The sequence below is a fragment of the Phaeodactylibacter sp. genome (genome assembly GCF_022763345.1).
Taxonomy (GTDB): Bacteria; Bacteroidota; Bacteroidia; order Chitinophagales; family Saprospiraceae; genus Phaeodactylibacter.
In genome coordinates this window covers 20,570-37,757 of the sequence record NZ_JALEGS010000062.1, presented here as the reverse complement: position 1 = coordinate 37,757, position 17,188 = coordinate 20,570, and the positions used below count along the sequence as shown (strand labels likewise).

Here is a 17,188-nt window from a genome sequence, read left to right as displayed (position 1 = left end):
ATGAACTGGAAGCGCACCTTACTGATTTGTATCCTCATCCTGGCCGTAGCTGGCGGGGTCGTCTTTTGGATTTTCAATACCGAGCCCGAAGCACAGCGGCAGGGTGCAACTAAGAAAACGGCTATGCTGGTGGAGGCAGAATCGGTCCAAATGGGCACCTATCAGCCGACTATTGTGGCGACAGGCACCGTGCAGCCCGCCCGGCAAGTACAGTTAAGTCCAAGGGTAACGGGGCAGGTGGTCCGAATAACGCCGAGCTTTGTCCCCGGAGGATTTGTTCAAAAAGGCACCCTACTGTTACAGCTGGATCCCGCTGATTTTAAGAATACCCTACAGCTCCGCGAAAGCGAGCTGGCACAGGTACAAGCCGACCTGGAAATGGAACAGGGGCAACAGCAGGTCGCCCGGCAGGACTACACCTTATTGGGCGACACCTTGTCCGTGGAACGGGAAGCGCTCGTACTCCGACAGCCGCAACTCAATGCAGTTAAAGCCCGGCTGAAAGCGGCAGAAGCTTCAGTGGATCAAGCCCGGCTCAATCTGGAACGAACCGCTATCCGCGCACCCTTCGATGCCCAGTTGCTGGGCCGAAACGCAAATGTAGGCGCACAGGTCGGCCCCGGCGATAGCCTTGGACAACTCATTGGCACAGACAAGTACTGGGTAACGGTAGCCATACCCACGGCACAACTGCAATGGCTCGATTTTCCCAAAACGGCTCAACAGCAGGGCGCACCGGTAAAACTGACGAGCCCGAATGCCTGGAAGGAAGGCACTTACCGCACCGGCTACTTATTCAAACTACTGGGTACCCTGGAGGGAAATACACGCATGGCAAGAGCCATTGTCGAAGTCCCTGACCCACTGGCGCTAAAAGCTGAAAATTCCGGCAAGCCCCGACTAATGATCGGCGCATTTCTGGAAGCACACCTGGAAGGAGAAACGATGGACAGTGTAGTCCGCCTCAACCGCGATATGCTCCGGGAGGATGAGACCGTTTGGGTGATGCAAAAGGACAGCCTTGATATCCGCAAGGTGGAGGTGGTGCTCAAAGATGCGGAATATGCCTACATCCGATCCGGCTTGAATGCTGGCGATCAAGTGGTACAGACCAATCTGTCCACTGTTGTGGAAGGTGCCGCCCTGCGCCTGCCCGAGACATCTGCCGCCGATTCTTCGATTACGTCCACAGATTCCCGCACCACAAAAGATGTACAGTAAATGAGCCAGTCTGACCACAAGAGAGGGGGCATTGCCTACATGGCCCGCAACTCCATAGCCGCAAATTTATTGATGATCCTGCTGATTGGTGGGGGCGTATGGTCTATGTACAGCATCCAAAAGGAGGTTTTTCCACAATTTCAGCTGGATATAGTGGAGGTGAGCGTAGTCTACCCGGGCGCTGCTCCGGCAGAAGTGGAGCAGGGGATACTGCTGCCGGTGGAAGAGGCCGTGCGCGGCGTGCAGGGTATTAAGGAAATCACTTCCACCGCCGAGGAGGGGTCGGGTCGGGTCTCTATCGAACTGGTGGCGGGAACTGACCGGATGAAAGCTTTTCAGGATATTGATCAGGCCGTCAACCGTATCCGTACTTTCCCGGATGATATTGAGGAACCGGAAGTCCGCTTGCAGGCCCGGCAGCGGGAGGTTATTGAAATTGGCCTCTACGGCGATGCGGACATCTGGACCCTTCGTAAACTGGCGGAGCAACTCCGCGACCGGCTGCTCAGTACGCCGGGCATTACGCAGGTAGAGATTGGCAATGTGCCCGAATACGTCACCCATATTGAAATACCCCGCTATCAGCTTCGTCAGTACAACCTGACCCTGGGGCAGGTTGCTGACCTGATCGCTCAATCCAGCCAGGATGTGCCCGCCGGGGCAGTGGAAACCAAACGGGGCGAAATTTTGCTGCGGATGAAGGAGCGCAAGCAATTTGCTGAGGAATTCGCCCAGATCGAGATCGTCACCGGGGAAAATGGTGCACGGGTTGCCCTGGGTGATATTGCCCGCATTGACGATGGCTTTGAGGAGACCGGATTCCACGCTCAATTCAATCAGCAACCCTCGGTAGAGCTGCAAATCTTCCGGGTGGGCGATCAGTCGCCACTGGACATTGCCAATTCAGTACAAGGCGTACTGCTTGATTTTGAAACCTTTTTGCCGGAAGGCATCACCTATCGCATCGACAGCAACACCGCCGAAGACTACCAGCAGCGCCTTTCCCTGCTCACGGAGAATGGTGTGCTGGCTATTGTCATCGTGCTGGTCATTCTGGGGCTTTTCCTGGAGTACCGCCTCGCCTTTTGGGTAATGATGGGTATGGCGATTTCTTTTATCGGGGGCATTCTTTTCCTGCCGCTTTTTGGCATCAGCATCAATATGGTTTCCATGTTCGGCTTCCTGGTAGTCCTGGGTATTGTCGTGGACGATGCCGTGGTGGTCGGTGAAAATATCTACGAGTACCGGCAGCAGGGCTATTCCTACATGGATGCCGCCATAGCAGGAGCTAAAGAAATGGCCCGTCCGGTGACCTTTAGCATTCTTACGAATATTATCGCCTTTGTGCCCCTGCTGTTCATACCCGGCACCACCGGTAAGTTTTGGTGGCCTCTGCCCGCCGTAGTGATTATCGTGCTGGCCATTTCGCTGATTGAGGCGCTGTTCATTTTGCCGGCCCACTTGGCGCACAGCTCGAAGGGCAACCGGTTCAAAATCGGGCAGTACCTCGAGCGGGGGCAGCAGCGGATAGCCCAAGCTTTTACCCGCTTTATTGACCAACGGTACCGGCCCTTGCTGAAACTATGCCTGAAGCATCGGTACATCACACTAACTACCGCCGTAGCGCTCCTTGGGATGGTCTGCGCCTATGCCTACAGTGACCACATGGGCGTCATCATGATGCCGGAAGTCGCAGCTGATGAAATCGAAGCGGGCGTTTCTCTTCCGGTAGGTACGACCATCGATCAGGCCGGAAGGGTCGCGGAGGAAATTACAGCCTCCACGCAGCGGATGTTTGACACCCATGATCTGTACGAAGTAGCAGAAGGGGTGAAGACCAACGTACGCGGACAGAACTTCATTGATGTGGAAATTGTCATGAAGCCTCCCACCGAACGCGATATGACCGCCCAGGAAGTCATAGAAATCTGGCGGGACGAAATCGGAGAAATCGAAGGAGTGGACCAGATCACCTTTGAGGCAGAGCGTGGCCCCGGTGGCTGGCAGCAGGACATTAGCGTAGACCTGAGCCATGAGGACGTGGCCGTGCTGGAACAGGCTAGCCAGGATTTTCTCAACCGGATGGAGTCCTTCACCGCCACCCGCGATGTGAACGACAATTACAATAAAGGCAAGCAGCAGCTGGACTTTAAGCTGCTGCCGGAAGGGCGCAACCTTGGGCTAACCTCCAATGAAGTGGGGCGGCAGGTCAGGAATGCGTTTTTTGGGGCACTGGCGCTGCGGCAGCTCCGGGGCACGAATGAAATTGAAGTCCGGGTCAAACTGCCGGAAGCCGAGCGGAAGGATATGTATAACCTGGAAGATTTTCTGGTGCGGAGCCCGGCCGGAATGGAAGTCCCGCTCATGGATGTGGCCCGGGTGGAAGAGACGGAAGCATTTACCTCCATCAACCGGAGAGATGCCCGCCGTATTGTAACGGTAGGTATGGACGTGGAGCCTTCCAATGCCGTGACCCGCGTGCTGGAGTCTATTCAGGAGGAAGTACTGCCCCAATTGCGGGCCGATTATCCGGGGATTACCTGGAGTTTTCAGGGCAGTCAGGCCGACATGCGAGAGTCCACGCAGGCCCTGTGGGGCGGTTTCGCCTTAGCGATGATGGTGATTTATGCTTTGCTAGCCGTTGCCTTTCGGAGTTACACACAGCCGTTAATTGTACTGGGGGCCATTCCGTTTGGAATTGTGGGCGCGGTGTTAGGGCATATTTTATTGGGTTACGACCTTTCCCTCATCAGCCTGATGGGCGTGATCGCCCTGTCCGGCGTGGTAGTCAATGATGCGCTGATTATGATCGACTATGCGAATAAGAAACGTCAGGATCAAGCTGCTTTCTCTGCCATTTTAGATGCCGGAGTGCGCCGTTTCCGGCCTATTTTGCTGACGACGCTCACAACCTTTGGCGGGTTAACGCCGATCATCCTGGAGACCTCCCGTCAGGCCACCTATCTTATTCCAATGGCCATTTCTTTGGGCTTCGGCATTGTCTTTGCGACCTCCATTATTCTGGTGATTGTCCCCTGCCTTTACCTGGCATTAGAAGATATTGGAGGCAGCCGGGCTTAAGCTGCCTTTGCCTTTTCCGCTTCTTCGCCAGGCCATAAGCCAAAGAAGGAAGGGTTAAGAATTTTGGACTTGACCAGAGCCCAAAGAAAAAGCAGCCCGAATGCACCCAGCGCAACAGAAATGATGAAGTGCCCATTGAGCTGAGGCTCCAGCAGGATACGCAGGAAAAGGGTGCCGATGATGTAGATGGAAGCGATAATGTCTGATGCCTTGCGGCCAAGTTGAAGTTTCATGGTAAGAATTTGGCAGGTATGAAAAGTGGGCAGCCACCCGGAGACAGCTGCCCTTGAATGGTTTGACTTTTTCTAGTGTACGTGCGCTTCGCCTGCACCACTTGGGAGACGGATATCCTCAACGATATCCTGAACCTCTTGTGGTGGCGGAGAGGTCATCCGGGACACAGCAAAGGAAACGATGAAGTTGACGAACATCGCTACTGTGCCAAAGCCTTCCGGAGAGATGCCGAACCACCATTGCTCAGGCGTGCCGCCCCCGAAGCCGTCGAACTTGAATTTGATCATGTAAAAGAGCATCAGCGTGATACCGACAATCATGCCTGATACGGCACCCTGCCGGTTCATCCGCTTATCGAAGATACCCAGGATGATAGCAGGGAAGAAGGATGCCGCTGCCAGCCCGAAAGCCAGGGCCACAACCGCAGCTACAAACCCGGGTGGGTTGATGCCAAAGTAACCGGCCACGATCACCGCAAATACTGCACCGATACGAGCGGAGAGCAGCTCACCCTTTTCGGAAATATCCGGCTTGATCTGCATCTTAATCAGGTCACGGGCGATAGAGGTAGAGATCACGAGTAGCAAGCCCGCCGCAGTAGACAGGGCGGCCGCGAGACCACCGGCAGCCACCAGGGCAATAACCCATGCTGGTAATTCGGCAATTTCCGGATTGGCCAGTACCATGATATCGCGGTCAATCGTCAGTTCATTGGCAGCAGCATCAGCTACGTATTGAATAGTACCGTCATTGTTTTTGTCGTCAAAGGCAATCAGTCCGGTCTGTTCCCACTTGCTGAACCACTCTGGCATATCAGCGTAAGGCTGATTGCTCACGGTCTCGATGAGGTTGGTGCGGGCAAAGGCTGCTATAGCCGGTGCAGTGGTGTAGAGAATGGCGATGAAAATCAGCGCGTAACCCGCTGAAACACGCGCACCTTTTACGTCAGGTACGGTAAAGAACCGGACGATCACGTGCGGCAGACCAGCCGTACCAACCATCAGTGCAAAGGTAATGGCGAATACGTCGATCATGCTCTTGGTACCGCTTGTGTATTCTGTAAAGCCCAGTTCCCGGTGTAATTGGTCCAGCTTGTCGAGTAGCGCCATGTTGGAGCCATCAGCCATAGTACCGATGAAACCAAGCTGTGGGATTGGGTTGCCGGTCATGTTCATGGAAATAAAGATAGCCGGTACCATAAAGGCGAAAATCAGCACACAATACTGTGCTACCTGTGTATAGGTAATACCCTTCATGCCACCGAGAACCGCGTAGAAGAAAACGATTGCCATACCGATATATACGCCGGTATTGATATCTACCTCAAGGAAGCGGGAAAAAACCAGCCCTACACCGCGCATTTGTCCGGCTACATACGTAAAGGACACGATGATGGCACAAACAACGGCCACGGTACGGGCTACGTTGGAGTAATAACGGTCCCCGATAAAGTCCGGGACCGTAAACTTCCCGAATTTCCTTAAGTAGGGGGCTAAGGTTAATGCCAGGAGGACGTAGCCGCCCGTCCAGCCCATCAGGAAAACACCGCCATCGTAACCCATAAAGGAAATCAGGCCCGCCATGGAGATGAAAGAAGCTGCCGACATCCAGTCAGCCGCAGTTGCCATACCGTTGGCAATCGGGGGGACACCGCCGCCGGCTACGTAAAATTCTGAGGTAGAACCGGCCCGCGCCCAAATGGCGATGCCGATATACAGGGCAAAGGTCAGCCCCACTATGATGAAAGTCCAGGTTTGAACACTCATGTTATTTCGGTTTAATTTTTAGCTAATTTGATAATAGAACAGGGCGGTTGGCCACTAGCTGTCGTACCCGTACTTTTTATCGAGCTTGTTCATCAAGGCGATATAAACGTAAATGAGAATGACAAAAACGTAGATGGAGCCCTGCTGAGCGAACCAGAAGCCGAGCTTTGCACCGCCAATTTTGACCGTGTTCAGGGGCTCTACCAGGAAAATCCCAAACACATAAGAAACAAGGAACCATACGGCAAGCAGAATGCCCAGGTAAACCAGGTTCTCTTTCCAGTACTTTTGAGCTTTGTTGTCGTTGGACATAAGCCTGAGTTTTAAGATGATTGAATATAGTTATCTAAATGTTTTGTTGCGTTTCGGCAAAAAAATAGTCTATAAGAAAATGTGTGCCTGCATACGGATTTGGCGCACATCCTGAATATTGCCATTGGCATCAAGACCGCCCTCGCGGACATCATTACTGATCGTATGGTACTCCAGGGTCAGCTTGGCGCTGTGCCCGTTGAGGAAATAGTTAAGGCCAATATCCAGCGCTGAGGTGTTTTCATCGAAGCCTCCGTAGTTGCCAGTTTGTGCAGCAATGTAAGGCATGAACCTTGAATTGGGGAGTTTATACCCTACATGCCCGTATAGCACACTTCCCGTTCCTGCCCAGCGGGCCACGTAGTTGTCGCCATAGTCGAAGCTCATGAAAGAAGCGTAGGCATTGAGGCAGTCCCCATCTGTGATCGGCATATCCAGAAACGCATCAACCGCGAAGTGGGTCACATTCTCGTGTTCGCCGGTAGCTTCATTGAACATGCCATTGGGGTGGGCGAAGAAGCCAGTGCCCAGTGCGAAGATCTTCTTGGTGCCCAGGTAGCTGCCAACGGCATAAGGCAGTTTTACGGATTCGCTATCCATGAAGTTGTACCGGAAGTAACCTTCGATAATGTTATTTCCGGTTGGGTTGCCGTCCCTATCAGGAGTGGAAACACCGGTATAGGCCACGCTGCTGCTGTTGCTGCCATAGCTTACGCCATTTCCGAGCGGTAAGCCGGCATTAGCATTTCGTCCCGGATTGTTCAGTGCGATCCGGTAGTCAAACTTCCCAATAACCCCCTTGGCATAGAGGCCTAAGTGCCGCGCAAATTGGTCCGTAACCCCAAGCGAGTGCCAGTGCACAAACGGGCGGGGGTTGTCCAGCGTCATAAAGTTGAGCGTACTCTGATTGGACAGGCGGGTAAGACCTTTCCAGTAGTGGAGGCCGCCTCCGATGAAGAAGGAGTTGTCATTGCTGACTTTGAATTCTGTCCAGGCATCATGCAGGAAAAGCTGTGGGGCATCCCCGTTATTGCCCAAAGAGGTCATATTGCCCGGTGTCAGGTTGTTGAGCCCGAAGTGGGTCAGGATCAAAAAGCGGGGAGAAACCTGCGCAAAGGCCAGAAAACGGGAGCGGCGGGCCAGGTGGGTCAGCTGCAGGTTGGCATCTTCTACTGCCAGATTATTGGTAACGGTCCAGTGCTGATGCCAGACGATAAACCGGATATATTTGTTGCCACTTTCATCAAGCCTAAGCGTAAGTGGCTTGTAGGAATGATCGATGTCATCCTCAATAATCTGTGCCTGCATACTTACTGCCAACAGCAGCAAGGCAAGGGTCAGGAATTTGGTAAAAAGTTTCATACTAACTGGTATTTGATTTGTTGATGAGCGTAGTTTACTTTGGCTAAAGTATATAGATATGTATATGTGTGCAAGTTTTCTTGTGCTTTTTTTCTGCATTTCTCAAAATCTTATTGCAAATGCTGTGGGGTTGACCAAAAAAATATGCGGAAAAATGAAGGGCAGCTTGTTGGTTCTATGGCAAGTGGAGGTGGCTGAACTATAGGCAGGAAGAAAAGTTGAGGGGGGGACTACCGATTGTCTACAGGCTTAAATGACTTTTTTCAGTGTCTTGATGATCTCATAGAATTCTGCCCGGGTCAGGGAATAGAGGGAGTTTTTGCCGTCGCGCTCGGCATTCACGACGTCCTTTCCTTTAAGGATGCGAAGATGGTGGGAGGCAATGGCCTGCTCAATATTCAGGTGTTGGTAGATATCCGTTACGGTCATTTGCCCGTTGTTGTACAGCAAGTCAATGATCGCAATGCGTATAGGGTGGGCAATTGCACGCAATGTCTCGGTCGAGTCCTCCAAAAAATTGACGTTGAAATGAGTTTTCATGGCTGTATATACTTGGGTGGCAGGCTCAGGAAGCTTGCAAACAAAACTCCAAAATAGGGTTACCGGCTGATATAAACAAATATATACATCTAATTGCGTTAATATTTGGTGCCGTTGCTAAAAAGCAGGATATTCCGTTGTCCAAACCTGAATGCCATGGAAAACATCATTCCGCGCCGCATCTATGATTTTTTGAAAGCCTATCCACCCTTTAGTTTACTGCCCGATGATTTGCTGCTGAAGGTCTCACAGCGGGTGCTGGTACAGTACTATCAGCCCCGGCAGGAAATTTTTCATCAGGGTGATCAGCCAGGAACGCATATTTTTATCGTCCGGGAAGGCGCTGTCCAATTGTACCGGGAAACGGAGTCAGAGGCGTTTCTAGTTGAACAGTGCGATGAGGGTGACGTTTTTGGCATCCGCCCCATGCTGGCTGAAGAAACCTATGCCCTTACCGCCCGTGCTGCTGAGGAAACTTTGCTCTACGCCATTAATATTGAGGGCTTCCGCGAAGTGATGGAAGCTCACCCTCAGGTGGCATTTTATCTGGCAAGCAATTACGCAGCTGGTGTGGGGCAAAAGTACAAAACGGCAAACCCCTCTCAGCTTTTTCTGGACCGCTCTGACCGTACCACAGACAATTTTGCGCTTATGGAGGTGCAATCTCTGGAGCGGAGTAAGCTTCCGGTTACCTGCCCGCCGGAGACCACTATTCAGGAAGCGGCGCTCATTATGTCGGCGGAGGAAGTAGGGTCGATCATTGTGGTCAATCCCTCGGGCCATCCGGTAGGCATTATGACTGACAAAGACCTGAGGCATAAAGTGGCAACCGGTAAAATGGAGCTGACCGCGCCCATCTCTGATATCATGTCGAGCCCGGTCATTACGATGCCCCCTACCGTTACTGTGGCGGATGTGCAAATGGAAATGGTCAAAAACCGGATCAACCACATTTGCCTGACAGAAGACGGGACGACCGATAGCCGGGTAGTCGGTGTGCTCTCAGAGCATGACTTGATGGTGATGCAGGGCAACAACCCCGCTATTCTTATTCGGGAAATCCGGCGCTGCAAGGCTGTGGAAGCCCTCCGGGATATCCGTGATCGTGCTGAGCAATTGCTCAAAAAATACATTTTTCAGGAAGTGTCCATCGCATTCATCTCAACGGTGATGACCGAGATCAACGACGAGATCATTGTCCGTTGCATTGAACTGGCAGAGGCAGATCTGGCATCAGAAGGACAGCAGCGCCCTGGTGCAAAGTATTGCTGGCTGGCGCTGGGCAGCGAGGGCAGGGGAGAGCAGCTACTCCGGACCGATCAGGACAATGCGCTGGTCTTTGAGGACGTGCCGGAGGATGCCTATGAGCAAACCAAGGCTTATTATCTGGATTTTGCCGGCCGGGTTACCCGCCTGCTCAATGAGGTGGGCTTCGAATATTGCCCGGCAGATATGATGGCGAGCAATCCTTCCTGGTGCCTGTCGTTGAGCGAGTGGAAGCAGCAGTTCTCCACATGGATTCACAAGCCGGAGCCTAAAGCCGTGATGTTCTGTACGATTTTCTTCGACTTCCGCCCCATACACGGTGACCGTTCCTTATCCTCAGCTCTGACAACACACATCTTCGAGGCACTTGACGATCAGGAGATTTTCCTCGTTTACCTGGGTAAGAATGCGTTGCAAAACCCACCGCCCCTGACGTTCTTTCGGAACTTTGTGGTAGAGAGCAGCGGTGCTCATAAAGATGAGTTCGACATCAAAGCCCGGGCCATGATGCCCCTGGCAGATGCCGCCCGTCTATTGGTCCTGCACGCACGGGTTGGCATGATCAACAATACCTTTCGACGGTTTGAGCGACTGGCAGAGCTGGAGCCCAAAAACAGAGAACTTTACGAGCAGGCTGCCGATGCCTATGAAATTCTGATGCGCTACCGGGCGCTTCAGGGGCTGAAAAAGCAAAACTCCGGCCGTTACTTCAACCCTTCCGACCTGACCAAAATGGAGCGGATTAACCTGCGCAATTGTTTTCGCCCCATTAAAGAGCTGCAATCTTTGCTAAATACCCGGTTCCGGCTGGCTCTACTTAGCTGACCGCCCTATTTCCTAACCAATACACCCTGTGCTGCATGTTCAAATGGTTCAAAAAAAAGCCGCCCCCTGACCCGAATGCGCCTGCCTTCTGGAGGGCTTACCTGGAAGACCTGGCCGCTGCCCCCTATTACAAAAAGACCCCAATCGAAGAGATTGGCTTTGTAGTTTTTGATACCGAAACCACGGGTCTGGATGTACAAGAAGACCAAATCCTTTCCATAGGTGCCGTACGGGTGAAAAACTGGCAGCTTAGTGTAGAGGACCGCCTGGAGTGTTACATTCATCAGGAATACCATCCGGATGGGAAAACCGTCGCCGTACATGGTATATTACCAGGAGAAAAACTTCACAGTATTGCGGAGTCAGAAGGCGTACGCCGTTTTCTGGCCTTTGTTGGGGGCGATGTGCTGGTTGCTCATCACGCTGCCTTTGATGTTGCGATGCTCAACGCGGCCATTCGGTCAGCAGGTGGCGGGAAGTTGCAGAATATCGTCCTGGATACAGGGGTGCTGGCCCGTAGGGTGGCCCGGAACCCTCAGATGGCCCGTCCCGGTGCATTTGGGCTTGACCACCTGTGTGATATCTACCGGATTCCCCAAAGTGACCGGCATACAGCCCCGGGAGACGCTTTTATAACGGCGCTATTGCTGCTCAAGCTGTTGCACCGGCTCCAAAAGCGGGGTGTGGAGACGCTGGGAGCATTACGGTCAGCGCCAAGAACAGGGCTGTAGGGGGGCAGTCGTAAGCAGAGGGTTGCATTATCCGTCCATTCTCCACACCTAAAAGATAGTATCGCACTAAAATTTTGTAATTTCGCCCGCACAGACAGAAGTGGGCCGGAGCGCTCATCCTGCTGCATAAAAGAACCAATTTCTAATAAACAAGATAGAAAATGAGAACGCTTTTGATGATGTTGCTGTCGTTCAGCCTATTGGCTTGTGGTAGTGATGCTGCTCAGGAAGGAACAGAAGGGGACGTAGGTCAGGCTCCTGCCGCTCCGGCGGAGACAGAAGCTTCGCCTATCGAAGACGCCAGCCTGGTGTCACCGGATTACAAGCCTGCTTTTCCTCAGGTGGAGGTAAAGAAGTGGTTTCTGACGGAGTATGTTTACGATGGGCGAAGTGTTAAAATGGGAAAAGAGGACCTCCCTATGATTACCATCGCTAATGGTAAAATCTCCGGGCACAGTGGCTGCAATAAGTTCAGTTCCACTATCACGCTTCAGGAGGACGGTACCCTAAACATTGGTGAGATCGCTTCCACGAAAATGCTTTGCCAGGGTAAAATGACTCAGGAATCCCGCTTTTTCGATTTACTGAAGTCCGCAAATGCCTATAGCGTGAATAAAGTCTTTCTGGAAATCTCAGGCGGGCAGGGGCAACTGTCCTTCCGGGCAGAATACAAACCTCAGCCCGATAACGCGGAGTAAGCCAAAAGTCACATCTGTCAAAGTGCGTAGTCTCGCGGGCTTTGACGCATCGTTAAAATCATGAAGGGGGAGCCTCCAGTCCGGGCACCCCCTATTTTTTAATCCATGTCCAGGTGGAGAATCAGCAATGGTGTCTCTGCGGATAACACCATCTTTTTGGTCTGACTGCTGTGGAGAATGTTTTCCCAAAAGCCCCGGTGGCGGGTTGCCATGACAATGACCTGTGCACCGTGAGCAGCAGCATAAGCGCTTAGCCCCTCAACAACAGAGTCGTCTTTGACTTCTGCCATTTCGAAAGCAAAAGGCGGATCGCCCTGCTCGAATAGCTCTTCAAACAATTTCCCCTGCTCTTGCTCAAACGGGATGTCCTTCTTGCGCTGTACGTGCACAAAGTGGACGTGAGCATTGAAAAGCCGGTTGAAAGCAATGAGTTTTTTGACTACCGTCTCATGGTGGGCATCGTAATGACTGGCGTACACCATATGTTTGATCGGGGCATAGCGCACGTCTTTTGGGATGAGGAGCACCGGGCACTCGGCTCTTTGCGACACGCTGGAGGAGACACTGCCAAACACACGCTCCAGCACGCCCCCATCACCGGTAGTACCCATCACTACGAGGTCGAAATCTTCACTCTTCGAGGCAATCTCATCGGCAGGGAAGCCTACGAGCAGTTCCGTTTGCACCTCTACCGGTAAGTCGCCCGGACTTTCGCTGATCAAGTCTTCTAAGAAGTCATTCAGCAGCTTATGGCGGGTCTCCATTAAAGCATTTACGGGTGGGATAAAGTCCGCTTCCCCGCTTGATTCCGGGAGGAATACGTGGACCAGTTTGGCCTGTTCTGCACCAATATGGGCAGCCAGTTCCATGGCATACTGAAACGCATTGCGGGAAGCATTGGAGAAATCAACGGGGATGAGTAGGTTTTTCATGTGGTTAGGTTTTAGCATTGATTAATACTGCTATCCATAAAAAATGCTGCGGAGAACAAAAGTTCGCCCGCAGCATTCGAAAACCAAGCTATTGTCTAGTTGTCAGTCAGTATGCTGTAGTTGCTCACGCCGTTTCAATGACGCGTGGTGCTGCCGCCATCATCTCTTCATCCGCGCTGTCTTCGAACTTGCGGAAGTTGTCAATGAAGGCTTTTGCCATCTTATTGGCTCTGTAGTCGTATGCATCTTTGTCTGCCCAGGTATTACGAGGGTTGAGCAGTTCTGAAGGCACGCCAGGGCATTCTTTTGGAATGTGCAGGCCGAATACCGGCTCCTGTTCGTACTCCACGTTGTCTAGTCTGCCTTCCAGGGCATCCGTGATCATCGCCCGGGTATACTTCAGTTTGATGCGCGTGCCCACACCGTAAGGGCCACCGGTCCAGCCGGTATTGATCAGCCATACATTTACACCGTATTTTTCCATGCGCTCACCCAGCATGCGGGCATATTCAGTGGGGCGCAGTGGCATAAATGGTGCGCCGAAGCAGGCGGAGAAGGTCTTCACCGGCTCGTCGATACCTACTTCAGTACCTGCTACTTTGGAAGTATAGCCAGAGATGAAGTGGTACATCGCCTGTCCGGGCGTCAGCTTGCTGATCGGAGGCAATGCACCGAAAGCATCAGCAGTCAGGAAGAAGATATTCTTCGGATGCCCGGCCATAGATGGCTCAACGATATTGTCAATGTGATAGATCGGATAGGATACCCGTGTATTCAGCGTAACCGTGCTGTCTTCGTAGTCAACGGTTCGAGTATTGGGGAAGAACCCAATATTTTCCAGAATCGCCCCATGTTTGATGGCATCGAATATTTCCGGTTCTTTTTCGCGAGTCAGATCGATGGTCTTTGCGTAGCAGCCACCTTCGAAGTTGAAGATGCCATTTTCGCCCCAGCCGTGCTCATCGTCACCAATCAGCAGGCGGTTAGGGTCAGCAGACAAAGTAGTCTTACCAGTACCGCTCAAGCCGAAGAATACGGCAGCGTCGCCGTCTTTGCCTACATTTGCAGAGCAGTGCATGGTCAGCAGATCGCGGAAAGCAGGCAATTCAAAGTTGAGTACAGAGAATACCCCTTTCTTGATCTCACCGGTGTAGCCGGAGCCCCCTACGATCACCTCTTTCTTAGCGAAGTTGATGATTGAGAAGTTAGGCTGACGAGTACCGTCAATTTCGACATCCGCTTCAAAGCCTGGCGCGTTCAGCACGGTCCAGTCGGCTTCAAAGTTTTCGAGTTCTTCCTCGCTCATGCGCAGGAACATATTGTAAACGAAGAGGTTGCTCCATGGATATTCGGTAACGATCCGGATATTGGTCCGGTATTCGGGGTCGGCACATGCCTGTACGTCGCGTACGTAGATTTCCTTGCCATCGAAGTACTTCACCAGCTTAGCGCGAAGGTTGTCGTAAGCGGTGGCATCAAAGGGCTTGTTAATGGCGTTCCAGTCTACCCGTTCTCTGGATACTTCATCCTCAACAATGAAGCGGTCCTGTGGTGAGCGTCCGGTAAACTTGCCTGTGCTGACACAGAGCGCGCCGCTATCGGCCAGTACGCCCTGATCCTTGCATAGGGTAGCTTCGACCAATTCCTCCGGTAGCAGGTTGTAGCGAACTGCTGCCGGGCTTTCTATGCCCAGATTCTTTAGGGCCGTCTCAATTGCTTTGGCGTTTTGCATGAATCCTAGTTTTTTGTTGTTGATTACGGTTCAAATATGCGCGATATCTTTAGCCTTGCAATTGAGATTGCTCACTTGAGCCACTGACATTTATCAGGAGGGCAAAAAAAATCAGCAGTCCCAAATTTGGAACTGCTGATACAGTGTTTCTTCAAACAGAATTTCCTTTGGTATCCTAATCCTTTATAAAAGGATAGTCTTCCTGCAGGTAATTATCCGTGTAGAGTTCTGAAGGGTCAGGGTAGTCTGATTCTTCCGCAAACTTTACAGCTGCTTTGATTTCTTCCTTGATTTTATTCTCAATTTCCTTGAGTTCGTCTTCTGTCGCAATTTTGTTGTCCAGAATCGTTCTTTCCGTAATCTTGATCGGGTCGCGGTCCTTGTACTCCTGTACCTCTTCCTTGGTACGGTACTTGGCCGGGTCAGAGACGGAGTGGCCTTTGTAGCGATAGGTCTGCACTTCAAGGAAGTAAGGGCCATTGCCGGCACGGATGTGCTCAGCAGCGCGGCTCACTGCTTCGTGAACTGCTTCCGGTTGCATGCCGTCTACGGCTTCACTGGGCATATCGTAGGCCAGTCCCATCTTGTAGAGCTCGGTCACGTTACTCGTCCGCTTTACGGAAGTACCCATGGCGTAGCCGTTGTTCTCCACGATGTAAAGCACCGGCAGTTTCCACGCCATAGCCATATTAAAGGATTCGTGGAGGGCACCCTGACGGGCAGCACCATCACCAAACATGGTTACGCAGAGGTTGTCCGTCCCTTTGTACTTTTCCGCGAAAGCGATGCCTGTACCAATTGGGATTTGAGCGCCCACGATACCGTTGCCACCAAAGTAGCGGTGCTCCTTCGAGAAGAAGTGCATAGAACCACCTTTTCCCTTCACAATACCCGTTTCCTTACCGAAAAGCTCTGCCATACAGGCGTTGACATCACAGCCACGCCCCAGTGCTGTACCGTGCTGACGGTAAGCGGTAGCAATAGCGTCTTCGCGGCGGATGGCAGATTCCATACCCGCTGCAACCGCTTCCTGCCCAATGTAAACGTGGCAGAACCCGCGGATTTTCTGCTGGCCGTACATCATCAGTGCCCGCTCCTCAAATTTGCGGATGCGGAACATGAGTTCATACCACTGTAGGTACTGCTCTTTGCTGTACTTAGGCTTCTTAGACCGCGATTTGCGGGTGTTTTTTTTCTTTTCCGTCGCTGTATCCATACCTGAATTCTATGGTTAGTGTTCAATATTTGTCATTACAACACCTGAAGGTATACCTTGTTTGCGGCGCTGCTGTTTCGCGTGGGCAAATATACTCAGCTTGCAGGGTTTTGCCAATTTTTACACTAAGTGTTGTATGTTCGTACCTTCAGATTGCCGTTTTGGAAGCGGTGGTCGCCGCATGACTAAGCATAAATATGAACCAGGAACTTCTAACCCTCATTGTCACGCACATCAGCCGGCCGGTGCCGGGGAGTGCGCATATCTTTTTTGATGTGGAGGAGCAGCCATTGCCGGATTATCAGGCCGGGCAGTTTTTGACCCTGCTTTTCCCGGACCTTGGGCCTGTACCATTTCGGCGGTCCTATTCGCTGGCTTCCACTCCCGGAGTAGACCCTCAGTTGTCGATTTGCGTCAAGCGGACTGTGAACGGGCAGGCTTCGGCTTACCTGACCCAAAAGCTGCAGGTGGGGGATACCCTTCAGGCTTTGCCGCCCGCCGGTCAGTTTGTGCTGCCCGACACGCCCCGTCCTTTGCTGCTGATTGCCGGGGGCAGTGGTTTTGTGCCAGTGTTTGCCCTGCTCAAAGCCGCGCTGAACGGGCCGGGAACCGAAAAAACCCAACTGCTGCTGGCCAATCGGAATGCCGAGTCCGTTTTTTTCCGGGAGGAACTGAAGCAACTGGAGCGCCGCCATCCTGGCCGCCTAAAGGTCTTTCACCTCCTAAGCCAGGCCACGGAAGCCTGCGAAGACGAATTAAAAGCAACGGCCCACACAGAAGTCAGGCAGGGGCGGATGAGCAATGCGTGGCTGGAGTTCTGGGCGGAGCAGGTTTTGGGTAAGCAAATGCCAGAGACTCATGCCTATGTCTGCGGCCCGCCGGGGCTCATGCTCAAAGCGTCTATGACCTTGCGGTTTCTCGGTTTTGGAGACGACCGGCTGCATCAGGAGGACTTTATTATTCACACCCCTTTCCGGCCGGAAGCCAGTCAGTTGCCGCAGGCCACAATAACACTACAGTTCAAAGACAAGGTGCTGTCGTTTCCGGTATCGCCGGGGCAGACCCTGTTGGAAGGAGCATTAGCTGCAGGTATAGAATTGCCTTACAGTTGCCGGAGCGGGAGCTGCACAACCTGCTCCGCTCAACTGACCGAAGGGCGGGTCGAAATGTACACCCACAACAGCCGGGTAGACAGCGACGCTACCAACGGTCATATCTTCACCTGTGTAGCCTACCCGGCCACGCCTCAGGTACAGCTGACCATAAGATAAG

The 17,188-nt window shown here is 52.4% G+C and carries 14 protein-coding genes; 6 read left to right on the top strand and 8 right to left on the bottom strand.

The window, feature by feature from the left end:
* Both MRY86_RS17410 and MRY86_RS17405 read left to right on the top strand, forming a co-directional pair.
* Complete coding sequence (locus MRY86_RS17410) at positions 1–1,221, top strand: efflux RND transporter periplasmic adaptor subunit (protein ID WP_293570238.1); 1,221 nt, start codon at positions 1–3, stop codon at positions 1,219–1,221.
* Positions 1,222–4,302 carry an efflux RND transporter permease subunit gene (locus MRY86_RS17405; RefSeq protein ID WP_293570237.1) on the top strand — a complete coding sequence of 1,027 codons (3,081 nt, stop codon included), beginning with the start codon at positions 1,222–1,224 and terminating at the stop codon, positions 4,300–4,302. It begins immediately after the preceding gene.
* Here the strand turns inward: MRY86_RS17405 and MRY86_RS17400 are convergent.
* The 5 genes from MRY86_RS17400 to MRY86_RS17380 form a co-directional block, all read right to left on the bottom strand.
* The gene (locus MRY86_RS17400) at positions 4,299–4,535 is read right to left on the bottom strand and encodes a hypothetical protein (protein WP_293570236.1); all 237 of its coding nucleotides are present in this window, start codon (positions 4,533–4,535) and stop codon (positions 4,299–4,301) included. The genes MRY86_RS17405 and MRY86_RS17400 overlap by 4 nt on opposite strands.
* Positions 4,536–4,607: 72 nt before the next feature.
* Positions 4,608–6,302: a sodium:solute symporter family protein gene (locus tag MRY86_RS17395; RefSeq protein WP_293570235.1), complete on the bottom strand. Its 1,695-nt coding sequence runs from the start codon at positions 6,300–6,302 to the stop codon at positions 4,608–4,610.
* A 54-nt stretch (positions 6,303–6,356) separates the two neighbouring features.
* Positions 6,357–6,614 carry a DUF4212 domain-containing protein gene (locus tag MRY86_RS17390; protein WP_293570234.1) on the bottom strand — a complete coding sequence of 86 codons (258 nt, stop codon included), beginning with the start codon at positions 6,612–6,614 and terminating at the stop codon, positions 6,357–6,359.
* Between the two features lie 69 nt (positions 6,615–6,683).
* Positions 6,684–7,976: a porin gene (locus tag MRY86_RS17385; RefSeq protein WP_293570233.1), complete on the bottom strand. Its 1,293-nt coding sequence runs from the start codon at positions 7,974–7,976 to the stop codon at positions 6,684–6,686.
* Positions 7,977–8,225: 249 nt separating this feature from the next.
* A complete protein-coding gene (locus tag MRY86_RS17380) occupies positions 8,226–8,516 on the bottom strand; it encodes a metalloregulator ArsR/SmtB family transcription factor (protein WP_044215837.1) in 291 nt (96 codons plus the stop codon).
* 156 nt (positions 8,517–8,672) lie between these two features.
* Between MRY86_RS17380 and MRY86_RS17375 the strand changes: the two genes are divergently transcribed.
* The 3 genes from MRY86_RS17375 (at position 8,673) to MRY86_RS17365 (ending at position 12,036) form a co-directional block, all read left to right on the top strand.
* Positions 8,673–10,607: a DUF294 nucleotidyltransferase-like domain-containing protein gene (locus MRY86_RS17375; RefSeq protein ID WP_293570232.1), complete on the top strand. Its 1,935-nt coding sequence runs from the start codon at positions 8,673–8,675 to the stop codon at positions 10,605–10,607.
* Between the two features lie 35 nt (positions 10,608–10,642).
* Entirely contained in the window at positions 10,643–11,338 is a 696-nt protein-coding gene (locus tag MRY86_RS17370) for a 3'-5' exonuclease (protein WP_293571760.1), read from the top strand.
* A gap of 161 nt (positions 11,339–11,499) precedes the next feature.
* The gene (locus MRY86_RS17365; protein WP_293569257.1) at positions 11,500–12,036 is read left to right on the top strand and encodes an META domain-containing protein; all 537 of its coding nucleotides are present in this window, start codon (positions 11,500–11,502) and stop codon (positions 12,034–12,036) included.
* A gap of 98 nt (positions 12,037–12,134) precedes the next feature.
* Here the strand turns inward: MRY86_RS17365 and MRY86_RS17360 are convergent, their stop codons facing one another.
* The 3 genes from MRY86_RS17360 to pdhA all read right to left on the bottom strand — a co-directional run bounded on the left by MRY86_RS17360 (position 12,135) and on the right by pdhA (position 15,916).
* The gene (locus tag MRY86_RS17360) at positions 12,135–12,968 is read right to left on the bottom strand and encodes a universal stress protein (RefSeq protein ID WP_293569255.1); all 834 of its coding nucleotides are present in this window, start codon (positions 12,966–12,968) and stop codon (positions 12,135–12,137) included.
* Between the two features lie 124 nt (positions 12,969–13,092).
* Positions 13,093–14,700 carry a phosphoenolpyruvate carboxykinase (ATP) gene (gene pckA, locus MRY86_RS17355; protein WP_293569253.1) on the bottom strand — a complete coding sequence of 536 codons (1,608 nt, stop codon included), beginning with the start codon at positions 14,698–14,700 and terminating at the stop codon, positions 13,093–13,095.
* Between the two features lie 175 nt (positions 14,701–14,875).
* Complete coding sequence (gene pdhA, locus MRY86_RS17350; protein ID WP_293569251.1) at positions 14,876–15,916, bottom strand: pyruvate dehydrogenase (acetyl-transferring) E1 component subunit alpha; 1,041 nt, start codon at positions 15,914–15,916, stop codon at positions 14,876–14,878.
* 197 nt (positions 15,917–16,113) lie between these two features.
* Here pdhA and MRY86_RS17345 point away from each other — a divergent pair, with 197 nt between their 5' ends.
* Entirely contained in the window at positions 16,114–17,187 is a 1,074-nt protein-coding gene (locus MRY86_RS17345) for a ferredoxin--NADP reductase (protein WP_293569249.1), read from the top strand.
* Position 17,188: the final 1 nt, after the last annotated feature.